We start from the raw sequence: 21,121 nt of genomic DNA on the forward strand, positions 1-21,121 counted from the left end.
CCGGCAGCGCAGTGTTATCTGACAGACACCGGTGCCGGACCTCCCGGGTGTGATCCCGGAAGGTCCGTCCCGGTTATTTTGTCAAATGATACGGCACTGTGGTTACAATGACATTTTCTTTCCAAATAAGAGTATTGCGCAAGAACCAGCCGGTCTGGTTGTGCAATAACCGGTGCCATGCTTTTCTGGTTTCAAACTCCGGAATAATGACGGTGATATAATCATTCGGCCCCTTCTCCCGGCATCTTTTTTCAATAAAATGCAAGAGCGGGCGCATTAACAGCCGGTACGGCGAACGAATAACCACCAATTCCACACCAGGGTCCCACAGCTTCCATTTTTCTATGACCTTTTTGGTCAGTTCATCATTGTCAGATACATGAACGGCCAGGATATCATCACCGATCATTTTGGCGTATTTGATGGTCTCATACACAACACGGGTGGGACTGGATACAGGCACAATAACGGTGTGTTTGCCTTTGGGAAAGGTGGCCGCACCTCTTTCATAGCATGCTTCGGGCAGGTGCAATTGCTCCGACATGGTATTATAATGTCCCCGGATGGCTTTAAATATATAAATCATGATGGGAATGAAAACAAGCACAACCCAGGCTCCATAAAGGAATTTCGTTACCGTAATAATCAGAACCACCAAGCCGGTGACGGCAGCGCCAAGACCGTTGAGGAAGGCCCGGACCTGCCAGCCCTTACCCCGCTGCCGGTACCAGTGCACCACCATACTGGCCTGCGCAATGGTAAAGGAAATGAAAACACCTATAGCATACAAGGAAATCAGGTGCTCGGTATCTCCCTGAAAAGCGATAATCAATAACGCAGCGGCAAGGGTGAGCAGGATAATCCCGTTAGAAAAGGTTAACCGTTCACCGCGGGTTGACAGATAGCGCGGCAGGTAGCCATCTCTGGCGACAATAGCCAACAGCATCGGCAACCCGTTGTAGGCGGTATTGGCGGCCAGATATAACACCAGCATGGTCGTGAATTGAATATAGTAATACACTGCCGAACGGCCAAAAATTTGCTCAGCCAGTTGCGACATGGCGGTTACTTCGGCAACAGGCAGGATATGATAGTGCATAACCAGATAGGTGATACCCAGGAACATAAAGCTCAGGATACCGGCCATCCAATAGGTGGTAACCGTTGCGTTACGGGCCTCAGGCTGCTTGAACATCGGCACACTGTCAGCAATAGCCTCAACCCCGGTCATAGAGCTGCAGCCATTGGCGAAAGCCCGCAAGATGACAAACAGCATGGCCCAGTCCAGTTGCTGACGGGCCAAAGACTCCGGCGGCAACAGATAGGGTGCGCCGGTGAAGGCTTTCCAGACACCTGTTGCAATTAAAGCAATTACGCCGAATAAAAAGGCGTAGGTGGGTATAACAAAGGCATTGGACGATTCCCGGACACCACGCAGATTCACCAGCATCAGCAAACCAAAGAGCACCATTACATCCAGGGTCACTTCGTGCCCGGCAAGGTCAGGCAGAGCGGAAACAATGGCCGCCGTACCGGCTGAGACGCTTACAGCGGCTGTCAGCACATAATCGGCAAATACCGAACCGGCAGCCACCAGCGCCGGCATTTCTCCCAGGTTTTTTTTGGCCACAGCGTAGGCCCCGCCCCCGCCGGGATTGGCCTTCGCAACCTGCACATAGGACAAAACCACGATGCCCAGCAGTAGCAGAATGGAGAGCGCTACCGGCGCCATAAAGCCATAGGCAATAATACCCGGAACAGCCACCAGGGTAAGCATAATTTGTTCCGGCCCGTAAGCCACCGACGATAACGCATCAGAGGAAAAGATGGATAAGGCTTTCCACTTGGGAAGTTTTTCATGAGCCAATTCCCGGTTGTGAAGGGGTTTGCCGATTAGTAATCGGCGAAATTCGCGCATCATACCAGCGCCTCCAGTTTCATTATTCGATTTTTGGGCATAAGAAAAAGACCTGACGGCCTTTCGACCCCTTGCTTTGGCCTGCGAAGTTAGCTGACGGGTAGGATGACAAGAGAAAACATCCCTTTTGTCACAAGGACAAAATTAACCCCAAAAGTGGTTCCTCCGCTTCCATTACGGAACTCGGCCTTATATTGTGTATGCATTGTTATCTTACTGCTTTTCTAATCAAACATAAAGTCCTGCTACACTTGGCTTATGCCTGCTTATCGCTGCCTATAGGCACAGAACACAATAGGCTTGACGGCTCGCAACAGCACGCTATTTTCCGCCCTCGCACTCGGTCTTTCATTACGGTTGATATACGAAAAATATCCCTGCCGTTCCGGTAAAGAACGGCAGGGATTTCTCCAGGCTTATGCTTTCTTGAATACTTTCTTCAAGCTAAACTTTCCTTGTTGAATATCGTCAAATATCGTGTACACTACCGGCACTACCACCAGGGTGAGAATGGTCGAAGTCACCAGACCGCCAATGATGGCGTGAGCCATCGGCGCCCGGGCTTCAGCCCCCGGCCCGATTCCTAACGCCAGCGGCAGCATACCGAAAATCATTGCCGCAGTTGTCATGATAATCGGGCGCATCCGCTGGATGGCTGCTTCGACTAATGCCTGGTTGCGTTCCACGCCTTGTTCACGACGCTGTTTGGCGAAATCCACCAGCAGGATAGCGTTCTTGGTTACCAAGCCCATCAGCATAATAATACCGATGAGGGACATCATACTGAGTTCACTGCCCATAACCAGCAGACCGATGATGGCTCCGATTATGGCTAACGGCAAGGCCAGCATGATGGAAAAAGGATCAAGGTAGCTTTCAAACTGGGCTGCCAGGACAAAGAAGATAAACAACACTGCCATGCCCAGCGCCAGGACCATGCTGCTAAAAACGTCATTCATGGATTCCGTCTGACCGGTAGCCACAAATTGATAGCCTTCCGGCATATCAATTTCAGCCGCTTTTTTCTCAAACGCAGAGTTAAACTCGCCCAAAGTGATTCCGCTTAAGTTAGCCGAAATGGTAATTTGCTGCTGATTGTCATAACGTTTGATTTGGGCGGGACTGGTAGCATAGACAGTGTCAGTCACCTGTGACACCGGCACCATGACGGCCTGGCCGGCCTCATCGCGCGCCGTTCCTGACAGGTATACCTTGTTGACATTGCCCAAACTGCGCCGCTCTTCCGGATCTAAGATGACCCTGACATCATGTGAGTCGTCGCCGTCCTTGTACTGGGTGACAACCTTACCGTTAAACATGGTCTGCAAGGTATCGGCAATGCTGGCTGACGAAATACCCAAGTCAGCCGCCCGGTCACGATTCACAATGAATTGGGCGTCAGGGTTACCGGGTTCATAGCTTGACGATACTTCGACGGCTCCCGGAATACCGGCAACCGCTTGCTGTACCTGCTCGGCAATCACCGCCAAGGTTTCCAGCGACTGCCCCTGGATAACCAGCGACACCGGTTTGCCGCCTGACAGACCTGACTGTTTCATGACACTGATATCTGCGCCGGGAATATCCTTGAGCTGTTGACGCAGGCCGGCAATAATGTCGTTATCGCTGACACTGCGTTCACTTTTCGGCACAAGCTGGCTAAAAATACTAATCTCTCTGGTATTAGCCACACTATAGGTCATTTCAACTTCAGGAATGGCGCCGATAATTTGCGACATGGCATCAGCCATATCACCTACGGCAGCCACACTCATTCCCGGGTCGACAGTAGCCGTTACGGTAAATTCCCCGTTATCGGCATCGGGCACAAAGGTTGTACCCAGCAGCGGTGTGAGCAGCAGGCTGCCGACAAATAGAACTGCCGCTGCCAGCAGCACTTTGCCGCGGTGACCCAGAGCCTGACGCAAAAACTCACCATATTTGGCGGTTAATTCGTCAAATTTTCCATTCCAGGTCAGCCAGGCCTGGCTTAATTTACCGGTCCCCTTAATGGACGCGTGATTCAAATATTTAGACGACAGCATAGGTGTTAAGGTAAAGGCCACAAATAAGGAAACCAATACACTGGCTGCCACGGTAATGCCGAACTCCTTAAAGAACTGACCGACAATACCGCTCATCATGCCCACCGGCAGGAATACCGCCACCAGTGTAAAGGTAGTGGCCATAACCGCCAGCCCGATTTCGGCTGTTCCCTCCAGTGCAGCCGTCATTTTGTCTTTACCCATTTCGAGATGGCGCACAATATTTTCAATAACGACGATGGCATCGTCAATCAACAAGCCAACCGCCAACGACAGCGCCAACAGTGACATGGTGTTAAGGGAAAAGCCCAGCGCCTTCATAACCACGAAGGAAGCGATAACGGAAACAGGAATGGTTATGCCGGAAATGATGGTACTCCGCCAGTTTCCCAGGAACAAAAACACAATGGCGACAGCCAGAACACCGCCGACCACCAGGTTAAACTGCACGTCCTCCACCGATTCCTCGATGGTCTTGGAGTTATCGCGAACCACCACCAAATCAACTCCGGACGGCAGCTCTTTTTTGATCGTCTCCAATTCTTTCTTGACAACAGCTACTGTTTTTACGGTATTGCTGCCTGACTGCTTCATAATGTCAATACCAAGAGCCGGTGTACCGTTTACCTTGGTAAGGGTCTCAACCTCTGCGGTTGTATCTTTGACGTCGGCAATGTTTTTCAAATATAGCTGAACACCGCCGCGTGAGGCCACAGGAACAGTAAGAAACTGACTGGTTTCGTTGATTTTCCCTACCGCTCTAAGGTCGGTCTTGCGTTGACCATCGGTTATCTTACCGCCGGGAGAATCAATATTTTCGTTTCTTAGACTGTTTAGCACCTCTGGAATCGTAAGGCCGTAAGCCGACATTTGGTTATTATCCAGATGAATCTGAATTTCCCGCTCCAGGGCACCTTTCAATTCAACAGCGGCAACCCCGTTGACTGCCTGTAAACGCTTTTCCAGGAGGTCTTCGGCCAATACCGTCAACTCCCGCTGACTCAAATTGCCTGTTAAGGCAATGGACATAATGGGCGTATCGTCAGGGTCAAAGCGCAAAACCGTAGGCGTTTTGGCTTCATCCGGCAGCTTGGCCTGCAGGGTTCCCAATTTATCGCGTACGCTTTGCGCGGCAGAGTCGGCATTGGTATCCATGGTAAATTGAATAATGGTGGTTGACACACCTTCACTTACCGTGGACATGATATGATCAACACCGGCTACCACGCCGACAACATCTTCTACCTCTTTCGTAATTTTGGACTCCACTTGCTCCGGGGCTGCCCCAGGGTATAGAACCTGAACAGCAACAACCGGTATTTCAACACTAGGATATTGATCAACATCCAGGGACATGTAGCTAACCATGCCGATGACTACCAGCGCCAAAATAATTACTGTTGCAAATACCGGGCGCTTGATGCTAATCTCCGTAAGTTTCATAGATTTTCTCTCCTACTCTATGGCGCCACGCGAACGGCATCACCGTCATGGAGCCGGCTCACACTGGTGATAATAACCTGTTCGCCCGCCTCTAGCCCGGATTTTACAACAATTGTACTGCCGGTTACTTCACCGATCTCAATTGGTTTGCGGACAGCCTTGCCATTTTCCAAAGTAAAAACATAATAGGCGTCCTGTCTTTGGATAACAGCCGCCTGAGGCACGGTAAGCGCCTGAACACTTTCACCGGTAACCAGTTGTACATTGGCAAACATGCCTGACTTTAATTCCCCGCCGGCATTATCGATCTTAATCTTGGTACGGAACATTCTGCTGGCCGAACCGGCATCCGGGTTCATAACATCCACTACACCGGTGAAGACTTTATCCGGATACGCGTCAATCGTAACATGGGCCTTCTGACCAATGTTAACCCGGCCCAAATCCTTCTGCTCTACCGGGATTACAGCATATATCTGGTTAATATCCTGCACCACCATTAAGGCAGCCCCCGGCGAGACCACCTGGCCGACAGTCACCGTTTTATTGGCCACTACCCCGTCAACCGGTGAGCTGATTACGCCGTAGCTGAACTGCTGCTCGGCACTGCTTTGATTGGCAGTCGCACTTGACACATCGGCTTCAGCCGATTTTAGCTTGGCTTTGGCATTATCCAGCTGCTGCTCGGAAACGGCGCCAATATCAGCCAGTCGTTTATACCGGTTAAAATCATTAAGCGCCAGTTCGTAGTTTACCTGCGCCTTGCGCACCGAGTCGCCGGCTTGGCGGGCAGTGTTGATTAATTCGACAGTCTCCAGCTTAACCAGCGGCTGACCGGCTTTAACCGTTTGTCCCTCCTGCACCAGCACCTGCTCCACCCTGCCGGAAATTTTAGCACTCACGGTGGCTGAAATTTGTCCTTCCAGCGTTCCGTTAGCGTTCAGGCTGGGAACAGTCTCGATATAGTCGGCTGCCGCCACCTTGACACTTATGCCTTTGTCAGGCACGACAGCCTGCTCTTTACTGGCAAACACGCCACTGCGAAATAATAAAGTTACCCCTGCCACTAAAATCAGCGGGATTAACCAGTGTTTCGGTTCCCATTTTTTCATTGAACCAGACCCCCATCCAAATTTTACTGTATTCCGAGCTGGGCATACCTACCAGTCGGTATGTCTTGGCTAAAAAATTTAGCGCCTTGTATGCTGCGCTAAACCTTCAGTAACATCCAGACATTATCCAGCATGCGCTGCCGCATGGCCTCTGACTGGAATTGGCTGCCCAAGGATATTTGACCATTTGTCATGGCAATAATATTGGCTGCCAGAGCATAGCTGTCAAAGCCGCTCTTTATTTCCCCTTTTTCCATGGCGGTCTCAAGCTTCCTGGCAAAAGCCTCACAGGCTAAGACCCGGCCTGTTTCTATTCGCTGCTGAATATCGGGAAACTTACCTAGTATTTCGATGGCAAAATGAGCGCAATCCACACTATATTGTCCATCTACTCCCAGCAAATCCTTCGCATATTGCTCCGGCGTTTTTTCCACAATCAGGGCCTGCAGCACTTCCCTGAGGGTATTGCGATCGTCCAGCAGCGCATTATAGTTAGCTTCAAGACGGTCAAACAAATAGTGCAGCGCTACCTGCAGCAATTCATCCTTGCTGGAAAAATAATGGTAGATGCCTCCCTTGGTAATGTTAACTTCATTTGCAACGTCAACCAGCGAAACCGATTTATAACCGCGGGTTAAAAACAAACGCAAAGCGGCTATAACAATATTCTCTTTGGTCATACCATCATCTGCCTTCTCCCATTACTTTGCATACCTACCAGTCGGTATGTACCTATTATCCCCTATTAATCAAGGTATTGTCAATAGAAAAGTGGGTGGTGGATAATACTTCCGTCTGTGCCGGGTCTTGTGCCGGCACGCAAAGCTTATACATTCTGATTAGACCAAAAAAAATACGCCCGCAAGGACGCTAGTACCTTGTGTCACCTAATTCTTTGGATTATATAGCAGTCTTTTTCCGCCCTGCGTTGTTGGCCCACGGGGCATAAGGGCAACATCGGTTTCTGCTGTCGCTATCGCTCGGCACAAACCGTGTTTTCTTTATCGTCGCCTTACATATGTCCGATATGCGCGGCTCCTCCGCCTGGCAGGGCGAAAAAATCCTTGCTATCTAATCTCAAATTTTAAGTGACACAAGGTACTAGCACAGCATATTTATTTTTGTTCCTATTTGGGGTTGAAGCTCTTTTTCTAAAACACTCTTAAATGATATTTCCGGCCTTTTCTTCGATGAGTAAGTCTTTTCGTCATATTGGTTTTGCAGTTGTGATTTTACGCCGGGAAATACCGGGGCAACCTTTACAACCTTCAAAACTCTCACCTTCCATATTTTTACTTTTATCTATTCGCTTTATGGTATTTTTTTCCTGCTATTTATTTCTATATTTTTACATTTTGTCCGGTTTGGCCAATAAAATACCGCCAACGCTGAATAGTAGCGTTGGCGGTCAGGTAAAACCCGGGATCAGCTGGCAGCGTCATCGGGACCATCTGAGGAAATGTTCATTGTTTGCGTAAATAAATTTGTCAGAGGAACCAGGAAAAGATAAAATGCATATATTATGAAACCTGAATCTGCCGATAATGCCGCTGCCGGAACGGCTCCGGCAATATTCCAGGGGATAAGAGGCGATATTACAATTACGGTATTCTCCAGATCAAGCGCCAGCCGGTAGTTGCTGAGACGTTTTCTTTCATAAAGTTTGTGGGTAATTTGATGGGTAAGCATAACTGCCAGGGTTTGGTTGCAGCTAAAAGCGGCTGTGGCTATGCTTGACAGTATCATCGTCGGATATGTATTGATTTTTTGGCCAAGTCTTTCGAAAAACTGTTCAACATCCTGCAACAAACCGGTTCCCTCGAATATTCCGGCATAGGCAGAGGAAATCAGCACAATCAGCGATACCTTCAGCATGGAGTATAGGCCGCCGCCCTGGATTATCTCAGAGAAAACGCCACTTTTATCCGTCGTATAGCCTGTAAGAATATAGTTCAGCATTTGTGACCAGGAAGCACCTTGCACGAAAATAGCAATTAGAATACCGGATACAATGCTGATACTCATCGACAGCTTGACATCCACCTTAAAGGCAGCAAGCAGCAGAATAATGACAGCAGGAAACAGCACAACCAGGTCTATATTGAACGAATTGGCAATTTCATTGCCGATGGAGTTTTCATAAAAAGCCAGCGGATTTGCCTGAGATAAATACAGGTAGCCGATGATGGACAGCGCAAAAGGGATCACCGCCGTTTTGGTCATATTAGCTATATTGGTATACAGCTTAGTATGGGTCAAGGCGACTACCAGATTGGCACTGGAAGACATAGCCGAGCATCTGTCCCCAAAATAGGCGCCGGCAATAATGGCCCCTGCAGCCATATTAATATCTACATTGCCGCTTTGCGCCAGAACGATAAGCACTACTCCTATGGTTCCCACTGTTCCGAAAGAGGTTCCCAGCAGGAAAGAAACCAGGCAGGACAACAGGAACGCAGATACAATAAAATAATCGGCATTCATAAACAAAATTCCATAATACACAATAAAAGAGATGGTGCCACAGGCTCGCCAAACCGCAGTGATAGCGCCAATTAATACAAAAATCCTGATAACAATCAGAGATTTTTTTGAGCCGTTAAGCATCATGGCCAATAAACCAGGCAAGGTAAAGCCTTTACGCATAGCTACCAGCGTAAAGCAGACCAGTCCGAAAAGCAGAGGGTAAAGTATGGATACCCCGTTATAAAGGCTGACAAGCAAAGCAACAAAGAATAGAATAAATACCACTATCGTATCCACAAAATCATCTCTTTCAGCTTACATGTAGAATGATCGCAAATTATAACTATTATAACAGAGTCAGGACAGAATTGTTCACATATCTTTAAAGCGGCCTAAATAATGTTTGATTCAGTAATGAGTCTGGTAACAGTAAACGCCAAGACTGGTAAATAGCTGTAAGTTTAGTGCACATTGCCGGCGTCAAGCATACTATAGAATAGCAATACTCTAAAAGGAGGAGTTCAGCTTGGATGCTCGACAAGGTTTCTTCGGCCAGAATTGTTATTCTAACAACTGGATTTGGATTATACTTATCCTAATCAGCTTTATCTTCTTATTCCGCGATAATAACTTCAACTTTTAGCCAGCTAAAACCCATACTGCCGCTGCCCTGTATTACCGGTGATAATGTACATCCATCAGTTTCAGCTGGGGATAGTATAAAGCATAGTAAAACTTCATCAACAAAGGAGGAATTAAGATGTTTTGGGGTACCAATAGAGAATTGTGGTTTGTTATCCTGGTGATCAGCCTGTTCATCTTATTATTCCCGGAATTCGAAGATACCAGTTGCTAGGTCATCAGTGGAATTACGGCTGACAACCCGTAGGTATAGGAAAGGGGCGTGCTGAAATCATACATTTCAACACGCTTTTTTCTATTCTGGTAAACAGTACGGCAGCTTGCCGGAAAAAAACCGCTTTTCGTGGTTGCTCAACCGCGGACAGGCTAGTTATACTAGTACATGTGAATTGTGTTATCAAAAACAGCTTAGTGTTTTTGATAACAGTAAAAATAACAGACAGGTTGTGATACTATGGAGAACATTGATTTCGTGGAATGTCTGGGGTATTTCGCCTCCCTCTTGGTCGCCAGCTCTTTTTTAATGAAGTCGATAAATAAATTACGTCTGGTAAATACGGCAGGTGCCATTCTCTTTGTTATATATGCTGTTACGATTAAGGCGTTGCCGGTGGCCTTAATTAATCTTTTTATTGTTTGTGTAAATATATATTATTTAACAAAACAACATACTGCCAAACAAACGACCTGAGTTTATAAAACAATTACCCCCAGACCTAAGTCCAGGGGTAAAAAACGGATACCTGTGGCAATTGTCCGGTCGGACCGAACATGAATTTAAATAAAAACTATGAACAGCACAATGAGTATAATCAGAATAAACCAGATTCCTCCTCCAAACCAGCCGGCCCCTCGCGCATTATCTGCCATTTAAACCCCTCCCTTGTAGTAATCGTTCCGCTGTCTTACTGTAGTCTATGTCAATTAAAGCAGGTTGGTGAAAGCCAAAAACTGCTCTATTCCGGCGGACGGAACCCAACCTAAAAAAGCCCGCCCCCAACCGACAGGTTGAGAACGGACTGCATGTTCATCCGAGCAACGGAGCTCCACCAAATCCATTAGGTTTCCCCCAAACCTAGCAGATCTCCCCAACTCCGTTGCACCAGTGTAATTATACTATAATCATACCCTAAGAGCAAGATTGTAATAACACACCGCCTGTTAGTTGCGCAAGAAAATCAAGTTATGCCTTACATAACTTTCAGGGCACGCAGCTCACGATATAAAAAATATCCTGTGAGAACCGCTGATGCCAAGTCTGCGATCGGCCCTGCCAGCCAAATTCCAGTCAAACCGAAAAAATTAGGCAGAAGCATAATCATGGGAATTAATATGAGCACTTGTCTTGACATGGTAAGCAATAACGCGTGTTTGGCTTTGCCGACTGCCTGAAAATACTGAGCCGCAATGACCTGAAAACCGATAATCGGCAATAAGCTCAGCATGATTCTCAGCCCTTTGCCGCCCATTGCAATGAGTTCCGGATTGCTGTTGAACAAGCCAATAATATAGTAATCAAATATTTGAATAAAGATAAAGCCGATCAGCGAAATGCCACTGGCAGCCAGGACTGCCTTTTTCAGCGTCTGAAAAACCCGGTAGTATTGCTGTGCACCGTAGTTATAGCCGATGATCGGCTGAGCTCCCTGACTAATGCCCATTACAGGCATCAACAGCAGCATGGCTACCCGGTTGACAATGCCCATAGCGGCGACAGCCAGGTCTCCGCCATAGCGGATGAGGGCAAAATTATAAATGACGGTAACAATGCTGGCGGCAAGCTGCATGAAAAACGGCGACATCCCGATAGTGGCAATCGCCTGGACAATAGCTGCTTTAGGCCGCAGATACCGCAGCCTGATCTTCAGGGTGCTCTTACTGCTGAAAAAGTAACCAAGGACCCATAAAGCGGAAACAGCCTGGGAAATGACAGTAGCCAGAGCGGAACCGCCGATTCCCAGTTTCATCCCGAAAATAAAAAGAGGGTTGAGAATGATGTTAATACCTGCCGAAATCAGCATGGTGAGCATCGCCAGGCGGGGATTGCCCTCTGCCCTGATAATATTATTCAAACCAAAGCCAATGTACATAAATACACTGCCGGAAATAATAATCTGGGTAAATATTTTGGCAGAAGGCAGCACCTTGGGCTCTGCCCCCAGTGCTTGCAGCATAGGTTCGAGAAAAAGCAGCCCGGCAACAGACATAACAAACGCCAGGATAATGATTAAAGTCAGCGCATTACCTAAAATCTGCTCCGCCTCTGCCCGGTTATTCTCGCCTAACCGGATAGACACCAGTGTAGATGCCCCTACCCCAATCAACATACCGAAGGCCATCATTACCAGCATGATCGGAAACGCGATCGTCACTGCCGTCAGACCTATCTCACCCACACCATTACCAACGAAGATACTGTCCACAACATTGTATAGCGCATTTACCATCATGCCGATAATGGCAGGTATGGAAAACCGCCATAACAGCTTGCCAATCGGCTCCTCACCTAAAGCCGTTGATGGATCCATGAATTAACCTCCTGTAACAAAATGGGCTCCACATTGGCCCATCGCGCCGGTTACATGCTGAAATTGGTTTACTTGTCCGCGGCCTCCTCACATAAGGGGTAGTTAAACTGCCAGCCGATTCCAAACTTATCGGTTACAAATCCATAGTACCTGCTCCAGAATGTTTCCTGAAGCTCCATAACCACTTTGCCGCCTTCTTTGAGTTTGTTAAAGGCGAAGGTAATGTCTTCCATATTTGCCGTAACTATGGTAAGGCTTATATTATTGCCCACAACCAAAGGCATATCGGGAAAGACGTCAGAAAACATCACAACACTTCCATGAATGGTAAGCCGTGCGTGCATTACCCAGTTTTTCAGCTCTTCCGGCAGAGTAAATTGCTGGTTAGGGTCTGGCGGCATATCTCCAAAGGTCATGATTTGCGGCTTTTCCGTTCCGAAAACCTGTGCATAAAATTCTACTGCTTCCCGGCAATTTCCTTTAAAATTGATATACGCTTGAACAGCCATTGGCTTCACTCCTTATTGTAGGTTTCCGAAAATGGTTTCCATTAGTATAGGCGAAATCAGGCATAAGTATCCTGATTGCTCTAAGCAGGACAAGCAAAGACCAAGCACCTGTTTAGCAGAGGTTGCTTGGTCTTTTGCTTAGTGGATATCCTCAGCTGCTTTATCCACTAACTCACGGTATGCAATTTTTTTAGCCGTGCCTGTCTTGAAATGATCATCAATATAACGGCCAAGTGTTTCTCTATCCATTTGAATATCCGTATACTTTAAATTGTCGATTAGGTCTGCTTCCCATTGAATCTGAAAGTCAATACCGTCAATCCTTGACGGCGTATGATGATTGCCGATAATAAAGCAGCATCTGTCGATAATGCGAGAATCGCAACCTAATTCCTCAAGTATTCGTCTGGCAATGGGCGGACCCTCTTTTTCCTGGTACGTCCCCTCCATGCTGCCATACTTGCGCTGCGCCTCAATAGCACCGATGTCGTGAAGGATAGCTACTATTGAACTTATTTCTCGCCGATACTCATTAACATTTTCGCCATCCATGATTTCTTCTGCATATCCTAATACCCTTAGGGTATGCTCTATTCCATAGGGAACCTGATGAAATATTTTTTTCATTTCGTTTATTAATATTTCTTTATCCATTAGCATCCTCTGCCTCCAGCTATCAACAACTATCTAATGCACAACCCGTTCCAGCATATATCATATAAGATATAGTCCGTCAGCACAAGCACCGGTCTCTATAGCCTTCTGTTTAAATCCGGAGATTATGAAGTCTATTTAGTTTGCCCCGGTGTTGTTCAAAAATAGCATAGCGTCTGTCTCTGGCAGAGGCCGGCAGAAAATATAGCCCTGGATAAAGTTGCATTGGCATTGCCTGACTTTATTTAACTGTGATTCTGTTTCGACACCTTCGGCCACAACACTGAGTCCCTGCAACTGAGCCATGCTGACAATAGAATTGACAAATCGCAGTTGGTCTGCGTCAGATTCGATATCGTCAATGAACAGCTTGTCAATCTTAAGTGTCTCCACCGGCAGGTTTTTTAAATATGTCAAGGAACAATAACCGCTGCCAAAATCATCAAGGGAAAGGCGTATTCCCAGTGTGCGCAATGCCTTGAGCTTTTGTATGCTATCCTCCATAGAAACAATCAAAGCATTTTCCGTAATTTCAATTTCAAGCTGACCGGGCTTGATACCGGCTGTGCGTATTGCTTCACGAACCAAGGGGACAAAATTCTCAGCCACCAGTTGGCGTGGCGATACATTGACCGCTACACGAAGATGGCTTTTCCCCCGGTCCGCTAATCTACGGGCGAACCGGCAGGCTTCGCCAATAACCCATTCACCAATTGTCTGGATGGTACCATTCTCTTCCGCCAGCGGAATAAACCGTCCGGGAGACACCGGGCCAAGTTCGGCGCTGTTCCAACGCAGCAGCGCTTCAAAGCCGACTACCGCCAGCGTATGTGGATTGCCCAGCGGCTGATAATGCAAGTACAGTTCATTGCGCTTGATTGCCTCACGCAGGCCCTGTTTGATAAGCATATCCTCATCGGCGGTTTTCTGCAGATCGGTTTCGTAAAAATGCCAGGTATTCTTGCCGTTTCCTTTCGCTGCATACAGAGCTAAATCGGCTTTCTTTAAAATATCCTCCGTTGTATCACCATCATCCGGATAACAGGCAATACCAATACTGGCAGACATATAGGCGCGGGAGGTACCGAGCTCATAATCCCGTTCGAGCAGCTTGACCATGCTGGCAGCAATGTTGCGGATTTTTCCCGGGTTGGCTTCACCTGGCAGCACTACGATAAATTCGTCGCCGCCAATCCTTGCTACAAACGCCCGTTCCTGCATCGCAGCGCAAATATAGCTGCCGGTTTTAATGATCACCTCATCACCATACGAATGGCCAAAGGTATCGTTAATTGTCTTCAGATTATCCAGGTCGATGAATAAAACCGCCCCCGAAGTTTCTCCCTGTTGTGCCTTTTCCATTTCCAGGTTGAGAAATTCCCGCAGATAGGCCCTGTTCGGCAAGCCGGTAAGAGCGTCATGGTAAGCCAGCCGTTGGATAACCTGCTCCTGTGCCTTGCGTTCCGAGATATCCCGGACAATAGCCAGTATACGCTCCTTTTGGTCAATCACTGCTCTTTGCAGGTTTACTTCCATCCATATCGGGTGACCGGCTTTATGCTTGTTTTTCCAGGCAAATAGCTGCGACTTGCCGGCAACAGTGTGTTCCATCCGCCGCCTGGCATCATCTCCATTAAATTGCGGTTCACCGGTGTCGAAAATGCCAAAGCCTCCAGCCAGCACATCCTCACGGGTATATCCATGCATTGTACAGGCTTTTTCGTTGATATCAAGAATTTCACCGGTTTCTGCATCATGTATAAAAATGCCGTCACTGGCCGCTTCGAAAATAGCCCGGTATTTTGCTTCTGAGGCCAATAGTTCTTCATGCGCCGCCGTAAGCTCTGCATTTTTCTCCCGCAATTCCTGCTCCGACCTTTTAAGAGCGCTAACCAGTTGCGAGTTTTGCACGGCAATAGCAGCCAGGTCGGCAAATCTGCCTAAAAAGGCGATGTCCTCGTCGCTAAAGCTTTGTTCCGGATTAAGAAATCCCACACTGAAGGTGCCGATTACCTGATCGCCTGCTTTCATCGGCACATAAGCAACACTGTGTACCAGATCGAAAAGCGGATCAGGCAAACGGTGCTCCCAGGTACTGTAGTCATCAAGCACGACGATTTCTCCGGTTTTATACACCTGTCCGCTAATGCCTTCGGTCAGTTTTATGTCTCTGCCAACAAGCTGAGCATAATGTCCTAAGCCAATCTCACTGCAGAAAATGCCCTTTTCTTCATCCACCAAATTTATATAACTATGGGTTGTGCCTAACAGTTTGGCCGCACTCGCAGCAATCAGTCTGAGAATATCATGTAAATTCGTCTTTTGCATAAGCTTTAAAGCCGTTTCGTGAAGGGAAGCTAAGACGATATTGCGGCGGTGGATAGCCTGCTCACGCGCCAGCAGCTCATCCAGCTGTTGTCTCAGTTCTTCCTCGGAAGCGGCAAGCTCCTCATAGGCGGTGGTCAGTTCTTCATGCAAATACCGGTAGTTTCCCTCGCTCTGTCTGATTACCGTTTCCATAGTGACTGTCGCCGTAATATCCCGGACAACGCTGATAACTGCCTCTTTATTTAGCAGCCGCACTCGCTGCGAACTGACCTCTACCGGAAAAGTTTCGCCGGTTCGCCGCATATGGACAGTGCGAAACAAGATTCCTGCCTGCTGTGCAATCTTAAGCTGGGCGTCAACTGCAGCTCTGGTCTCCGGTGAGCGCAATTCATAAATCTGCATGCCGCAAAGCTCATCGCGGGAATAGCCATAAGCATGTACGGCCGCCGTATTGGTAATTAAAATGTTGCCGTTTGTATCGACAACTAAAATAATATCGCACATTTGCTCCATTATATTCCGGTAAATGGTGTCATTGTCTAAATCAATCATATCAGTTACCATCCTTTTAATCACCAGGTGTCCTTCAGGGTCCAAACCGCTGGTACGGCTCCCCCAAATTTATGCCATGCGCCAACAAGAAGGCTGGAGATAGGTGTTATACGTGGAATTTTTCCACTGTCGCCTGGAGTTCCTGGGATAGCTGGGACAAGGCTTCGCTGGAACTGGCGATTTCCTCCATGGAAGCCAATTGCTCTTCTGCCGCCGCCGAGACGGTCTGTGTCTCACCTGCCGCGGCTTTACTGAGGTCGTCAATTTTCTTGACCGAACCTACAATCTGCTGACTGCCACCTGCCATCTGCTGGATGGCTGCCGAAATTTCTTTTACCTGACCCGATACCTGGGTCACTAATTCCGCAATATCCCGGAAAGCAGTCCCGGCCGCACTGACCACTTCGGTCCCGGTCTTTACTTCCTGTGCTCCGTCGTTCATCGCGGCAACCGCTTTGCCGGTGTCGCCCTGGATTTCACCGATCAGTTGGGCAATCTGCTTGGCTGCGGCCTGAGAATCTTCTGCCAATTTTCTTATTTCCTCCGCCACTACCGCGAAGCCTCGTCCCTGCTCTCCCGCCCGTGCCGCCTCGATAGCGGCGTTAAGGGCCAGCAAATTCGTCTGCCCGGCAATACCGGCAATGGTGTCAACAATTTGCCCGATTTCCCGGGATTTTTCATTTAAGTTAAGGATGGTTCCCGCTACTACCTGAGACGACTTTTCTATCGTATTCATTTGCGTTACAGCTTGCTCTACCGCTGTACCGCCCGTTTTGGCTTTGTCGGCAGCCTGAGCCGAATGAGCTGCTACCTGGTTGGCATTGGCCGCCACCTGCTGAATGCCGGCTGACATTTGTTCCACCACGGCGGCGGTTTCGTTGGCGGTAGCCAATTGTTCACCGGCCTGATTAGCCACATTGGTAATCGACGAAGCGACCTGGTTGGCCGCCTGTGCGGACTGCTCCGAACTGGCGGTAAGTTCCTCACTGGAGGCCGCGACCTGTTCAGCTGTTACCATTACTTGTTTAATTAACTGCCGCAGGTTCTCTTTCATCGTGTTAAAGGAAACGGCCAACTGGCCGATTTCGTCCGAAGATTTCACCAGGACATCCTCTTCCCGCAGATTCCCGTTAGCCAGTTCATTGGCGCAGCCGGTAATTTTCCGGATTGGCTTTGAGATACTCTGACTTACGAATACACCAATCCCGACAGCAACAAAGGCTACGAAAATATTTACCAGCAGCAATAATGTCTGAGCTTGTTTTGCCTGTTCTGTCTGCGCCTTCTGATCGGTATCCACTAAAGCTTTCACCACTTGAACCAGTTCTTCCGAAGCATTTATGGCGGCATTATAGGGCTTGCCCACCTCCTGCATATACAGTTCGACAGCTTCCAGGTTATTGGCTTTCCTGGCCTCGATAGACTTCTCTGCAATGGCTTCATAGTTAGCCTTTTCCTGTCGCATCACCTGCAGCGTCTTTCTGCCTTGTTCGGTTATAACTATTTCACTCAGTTGAGCCAATTTTTCATCAGATTCTTTACGGTAATCATTAAAAGCCGCTATATCCGCCATATTCCCCGTAAAGTTAAACCGGCGCATGGCTACAGCCTCGTTGGCCAAATCAGTTGCAACCCCTTGTGTCAACTCCATTTTTCGCAGGCTGTTATCGATTAGGACCTCGTAAGAGCTATTTATATCCCCAATCTTTACATAGGTAAATACGCTCATAATAACAACCAGCAGGATGACTAATAAAAAACCCCCAGTAATTTTTTTCCCGACCGTTAACATCATAATTTTCTCCTCTCTCTCTGCCATTAAGCAGCACCATTACCTTTCAACAAAAAAACTCCCTATATTATAAAATAATACAAGGAATTTGCCGTTTTCCTAATCACCCGGTGAGTGAAATTCGGACAATTTATTACAATTTGTACTGTCAAGCCGTTGTTTCAGCAATACCCGTGAGCTTATTCCCAGCTTTTCGAAAACACTTTTAAGCTGGGTTTTGACCGTATTCTCTGAAATAAACAGCCGCTCACCAATCTCTCTGTTATTCATCCCCTTTGCCGCCAGGCACGCTATCTCCTGTTCCCGTCTGGTCAACTTCGGAGCGCCCCTGAAGCAGTAGTTTCTCACAATTCGCGCCACCGTTTTTTGCCGGCTGGCACACAACGCCAGTATTTTACCGATATCCTCACGGCAAAAGCCGCTTTCGGCAAGCTTTTTCAGCAACGGTTTGATGTAATCACAGTTTTCCACAAACGGCATATACAGCTTATCGGCCATAGCGATATCCAGTGCGCTCCTCAGATTGGACAATGCCTCAGCTTCCTTGCAAATCCGCTTATTGGCTGCCGCCAGATATATATACGTGTAAATGTGTCCAAGCAAATTCGGAAAAATGGCGGCAGTGTCAAAAAAGTATTCCGCACTGCCAATCAGCTTCAGGTATTCGCCGCGCACCAGCAAGGCCCGGCCATACACCATATTGAACGCCCCGAAAGCAGGAAACAGCAGGCAGCTGTCGTTCACCCTGCCTTCTGTTATCCAGTGGGGTATCTTGTCTGCTTGCTGCAGGAGAGCGTATAGATAGCCCTCACACAGCTCCACCGTATGCAGAAAAAGGTGGCGCCGCCCGCCGGTTATGTCGGTACGCAGCTGCTGCAAGCCGGCCGCTATACCGGAAGAATCGCCCTGTACGATGGCCAGGCGTATCTGCAGGAATAAAGCGCAGATAATGATTCCGGTCTGCATGCCGGCCCGGGCATGATACAAGGCTTTGTGCAGCACAATCTCGGCATTGACAAAGTCACCGGTGTTGAAATACCTTTCCGCCTCCATGACATATTCCGCACCGCTGCCGTGTCCGTTAGTCAGACGGGCATAACAAGACAGGCTTTGCCGCAAGTCCCGGACAGTTTCCTCCAGCTTGCCGCTTTCCCGGTAATACAGATAAAGTACGGAATATGACCCGAAAGTCCAGTTGGTTCCGTTATAACAGACAGAACTTGAGCGTCCTAAAAGTTCCCAGGCCGCCCGGTAGTGCGCCGACATCCGCTTAAGGTCGTTATAGGCGGTAAAACTGAGCAAAAGTTCAGCCTCTCCTGACAGACTTTCCCGCGCTCTGGCGTCCAGGCTTTCATCTGTGTGGAGATTACCGATGAATTCACTGCAAAGCTCGCTGAACAACGTCATCTCATTATGAACGAATAGATGCAGCGCATAGTTAAGCATTGCGTAATGATGCCGGGCTTTAATCTCCTTCGGACATTCCTCCAGATAGCTTTTAAGCAATTCGGTGTCCCTGGCGGCAGAGGTATAGTCAGCCGCTTTGTCTGCTTCCAGCGCCACCAGGATGTTGTCAAAATCGCCGCACTCATAAAAATAACGTCTGGCAACAGAATATTCGCCATTTTTCAGATGCCAGTGCGCCGCTTTTTGGTACAGGTCGTGCCGGTGATGCAAGGCTTTACACACCAGTACTTCTCGCAGAAAGCCGGTGAAGATGCTGTGGGGATAATAGGTTCTGGTTCGGGCGTCATATTTTATAAAAATGTTTTTGCCGGTTAGCTCGGCCAGCAATTCACCGGCATTGTCTTTTCCCCACATGTGAACGGCTTGCTTAAAAGTAAAACTGTCAAAAATGCACAGGGTAAGGAGAAACTCTTGCATTTCAACCGAAAGCGAGGTATAGACCGCCTGTTCTATCAGCTTGTATATGCAGCTTTCCGGGGCACAGCCGCCTGTTGCAATAAATTCCGGCATCAACAGGTACAGGGCGCTGATCCAGCCTCTGGTTACAGCATATAGCTCGTCGGCTTCACTGCCCTTAAGGCCGATCCCGCAGGTCTTGTAATACCCGGCAATCTCCTGCGGGGTCAGTTCAAACGTTTCCTGCGCGATGTGGTACAGATAGCCTTTAAGCAGCAATTCTTCCCGGCTCTGCAATCCGATAAACCGCGCAATCAAAACAATATGCAGATTGGTTATCCGGTTGAGAGCCAAAAATTCAATAAACCGGTCAATTTCGGTGGTTTCTACCAGATGATAGTCGTCAATCACCAGTACGGTCCGGACGGACAGTTCGGTTTTCGCAATAATCCGCAAGGCTTCCTGAAGCGAGACACTGTCTGCAGGAAAGCCGAGAAAAAGCAGTTTTTGCCCACAGTCAGTATCGACTTGGGAAAATAAATTACTAAAGGCTTGCCAAAAGTTGCTCAAGGAATTGTCATAAACCATCTGCCACAATACATGAGCTGTGCTTTTGTTTAAATATTCCCTGACGGCGGTAGTTTTGCCGTAACCCATCGGTGCTTCAACAGCGGCCAGAGGATAGTCGAAAATTTCTCCCAGAGCCGCCGTAATTCTTTCGGGAAAATACAGCTTTTTTGTATTATAGCGCTTTACTGTTGTCATTCGCATCACCTTGTATCTTGTTTATGTACAAATACTCACAAGCATCGTGGCGATTTATTCCTATTAGCAAAAAAAGTTGTGCATTCACACTGCCAAAAGCCACAGATTATCGGGCTATGATAATTATTTCCAGAGCAACCGCAACCCACACCAGGTTCGGCCTAATACCTCTCATATGCTGAAATGCCAGTGCAGTCAAATTAAAAAAAACCGGCAAAACCGATGTTGGGCAGTGTGTGGCTGACCCACGCAGTATAACCGCCATCGATACCGCCGGTGAATGTTAGCTCCACTGTGCCGACGGGCATGAAGCCTTAACTACCGCCATTACCTTCTTTATTAAACAATGAAAAACCCCATATTACCAATATAATACAAGGAATTTACCAGATTTCTAATCACCTGGTAGGTGAATTTCTTGCAATTATTCAACCGGCTGTCAACCCGCCATTTTAGCAGACGGTTGAGTAATTCCCCTCCCCCCGGAGTAATGACGAAATAGCA

Annotated in this window: 12 protein-coding genes and 1 riboswitch; of the genes, 1 reads left to right on the top strand and 11 read right to left on the bottom strand. The window is 48.0% G+C overall.

Annotated elements, in window-relative coordinates:
- Nucleotides 1–73: 73 nt before the first annotated feature.
- The 5 genes from GT1_RS08195 to GT1_RS08215 form a co-directional block, all read right to left on the bottom strand.
- Nucleotides 74–1,921 carry an APC family permease gene (locus GT1_RS08195; RefSeq protein ID WP_188398294.1) on the bottom strand — a complete coding sequence of 616 codons (1,848 nt, stop codon included), beginning with the start codon at nucleotides 1,919–1,921 and terminating at the stop codon, nucleotides 74–76.
- A gap of 60 nt (nucleotides 1,922–1,981) precedes the next feature.
- A riboswitch (cyclic di-AMP (ydaO/yuaA leader) is annotated at nucleotides 1,982–2,117 on the bottom strand.
- Nucleotides 2,118–2,334: 217 nt separating this feature from the next.
- The gene (locus GT1_RS08200; protein WP_188398295.1) at nucleotides 2,335–5,406 is read right to left on the bottom strand and encodes an efflux RND transporter permease subunit; all 3,072 of its coding nucleotides are present in this window, start codon (nucleotides 5,404–5,406) and stop codon (nucleotides 2,335–2,337) included.
- Nucleotides 5,407–5,423: 17 nt separating this feature from the next.
- Entirely contained in the window at nucleotides 5,424–6,518 is a 1,095-nt protein-coding gene (locus tag GT1_RS08205) for an efflux RND transporter periplasmic adaptor subunit (RefSeq protein ID WP_188398296.1), read from the bottom strand.
- A gap of 98 nt (nucleotides 6,519–6,616) precedes the next feature.
- On the bottom strand, nucleotides 6,617–7,198 hold the full coding sequence (locus tag GT1_RS08210) for a TetR/AcrR family transcriptional regulator (RefSeq protein ID WP_188398297.1): 582 nt from the start codon (nucleotides 7,196–7,198) through the stop codon (nucleotides 6,617–6,619).
- A gap of 745 nt (nucleotides 7,199–7,943) precedes the next feature.
- On the bottom strand, nucleotides 7,944–9,281 hold the full coding sequence (locus tag GT1_RS08215) for a Na+/H+ antiporter NhaC family protein (protein ID WP_188398298.1): 1,338 nt from the start codon (nucleotides 9,279–9,281) through the stop codon (nucleotides 7,944–7,946).
- 799 nt (nucleotides 9,282–10,080) lie between these two features.
- Here GT1_RS08215 and GT1_RS08220 point away from each other — a divergent pair.
- Nucleotides 10,081–10,317: a YgjV family protein gene (locus tag GT1_RS08220; RefSeq protein WP_075756194.1), complete on the top strand. Its 237-nt coding sequence runs from the start codon at nucleotides 10,081–10,083 to the stop codon at nucleotides 10,315–10,317.
- Nucleotides 10,318–10,816: 499 nt separating this feature from the next.
- Here GT1_RS08220 and GT1_RS08225 read toward each other — a convergent pair whose 3' ends face one another.
- From GT1_RS08225 to GT1_RS08250, 6 genes are all read right to left on the bottom strand, one after another.
- Nucleotides 10,817–12,154 (bottom strand): MATE family efflux transporter, encoded by a 1,338-nt coding sequence (locus GT1_RS08225; RefSeq protein WP_188398299.1) that lies wholly within the window; start codon nucleotides 12,152–12,154, stop codon nucleotides 10,817–10,819.
- Between the two features lie 68 nt (nucleotides 12,155–12,222).
- A complete protein-coding gene (locus tag GT1_RS08230) occupies nucleotides 12,223–12,663 on the bottom strand; it encodes a VOC family protein (protein WP_188398300.1) in 441 nt (146 codons plus the stop codon).
- Nucleotides 12,664–12,801: 138 nt separating this feature from the next.
- Nucleotides 12,802–13,317, bottom strand: a complete 516-nt coding sequence (locus GT1_RS08235) for an HD domain-containing protein (RefSeq protein WP_188398301.1) — start codon at nucleotides 13,315–13,317, stop codon at nucleotides 12,802–12,804.
- A gap of 138 nt (nucleotides 13,318–13,455) precedes the next feature.
- Nucleotides 13,456–16,197: an EAL domain-containing protein gene (locus GT1_RS08240; RefSeq protein ID WP_188398302.1), complete on the bottom strand. Its 2,742-nt coding sequence runs from the start codon at nucleotides 16,195–16,197 to the stop codon at nucleotides 13,456–13,458.
- Between the two features lie 106 nt (nucleotides 16,198–16,303).
- Nucleotides 16,304–17,992 (bottom strand): methyl-accepting chemotaxis protein, encoded by a 1,689-nt coding sequence (locus GT1_RS08245; protein ID WP_188398303.1) that lies wholly within the window; start codon nucleotides 17,990–17,992, stop codon nucleotides 16,304–16,306.
- 96 nt (nucleotides 17,993–18,088) lie between these two features.
- Nucleotides 18,089–20,617, bottom strand: coding sequence for a LuxR C-terminal-related transcriptional regulator (locus GT1_RS08250; RefSeq protein WP_188398304.1), 2,529 nt, complete (start codon nucleotides 20,615–20,617; stop codon nucleotides 18,089–18,091).
- Nucleotides 20,618–21,121: the final 504 nt, after the last annotated feature.

It is taken from the genome of Sporomusa sp. GT1, from assembly GCF_014634905.1.
Lineage (GTDB): Bacteria > Bacillota > Negativicutes > Sporomusales > Sporomusaceae > Sporomusa > Sporomusa sphaeroides.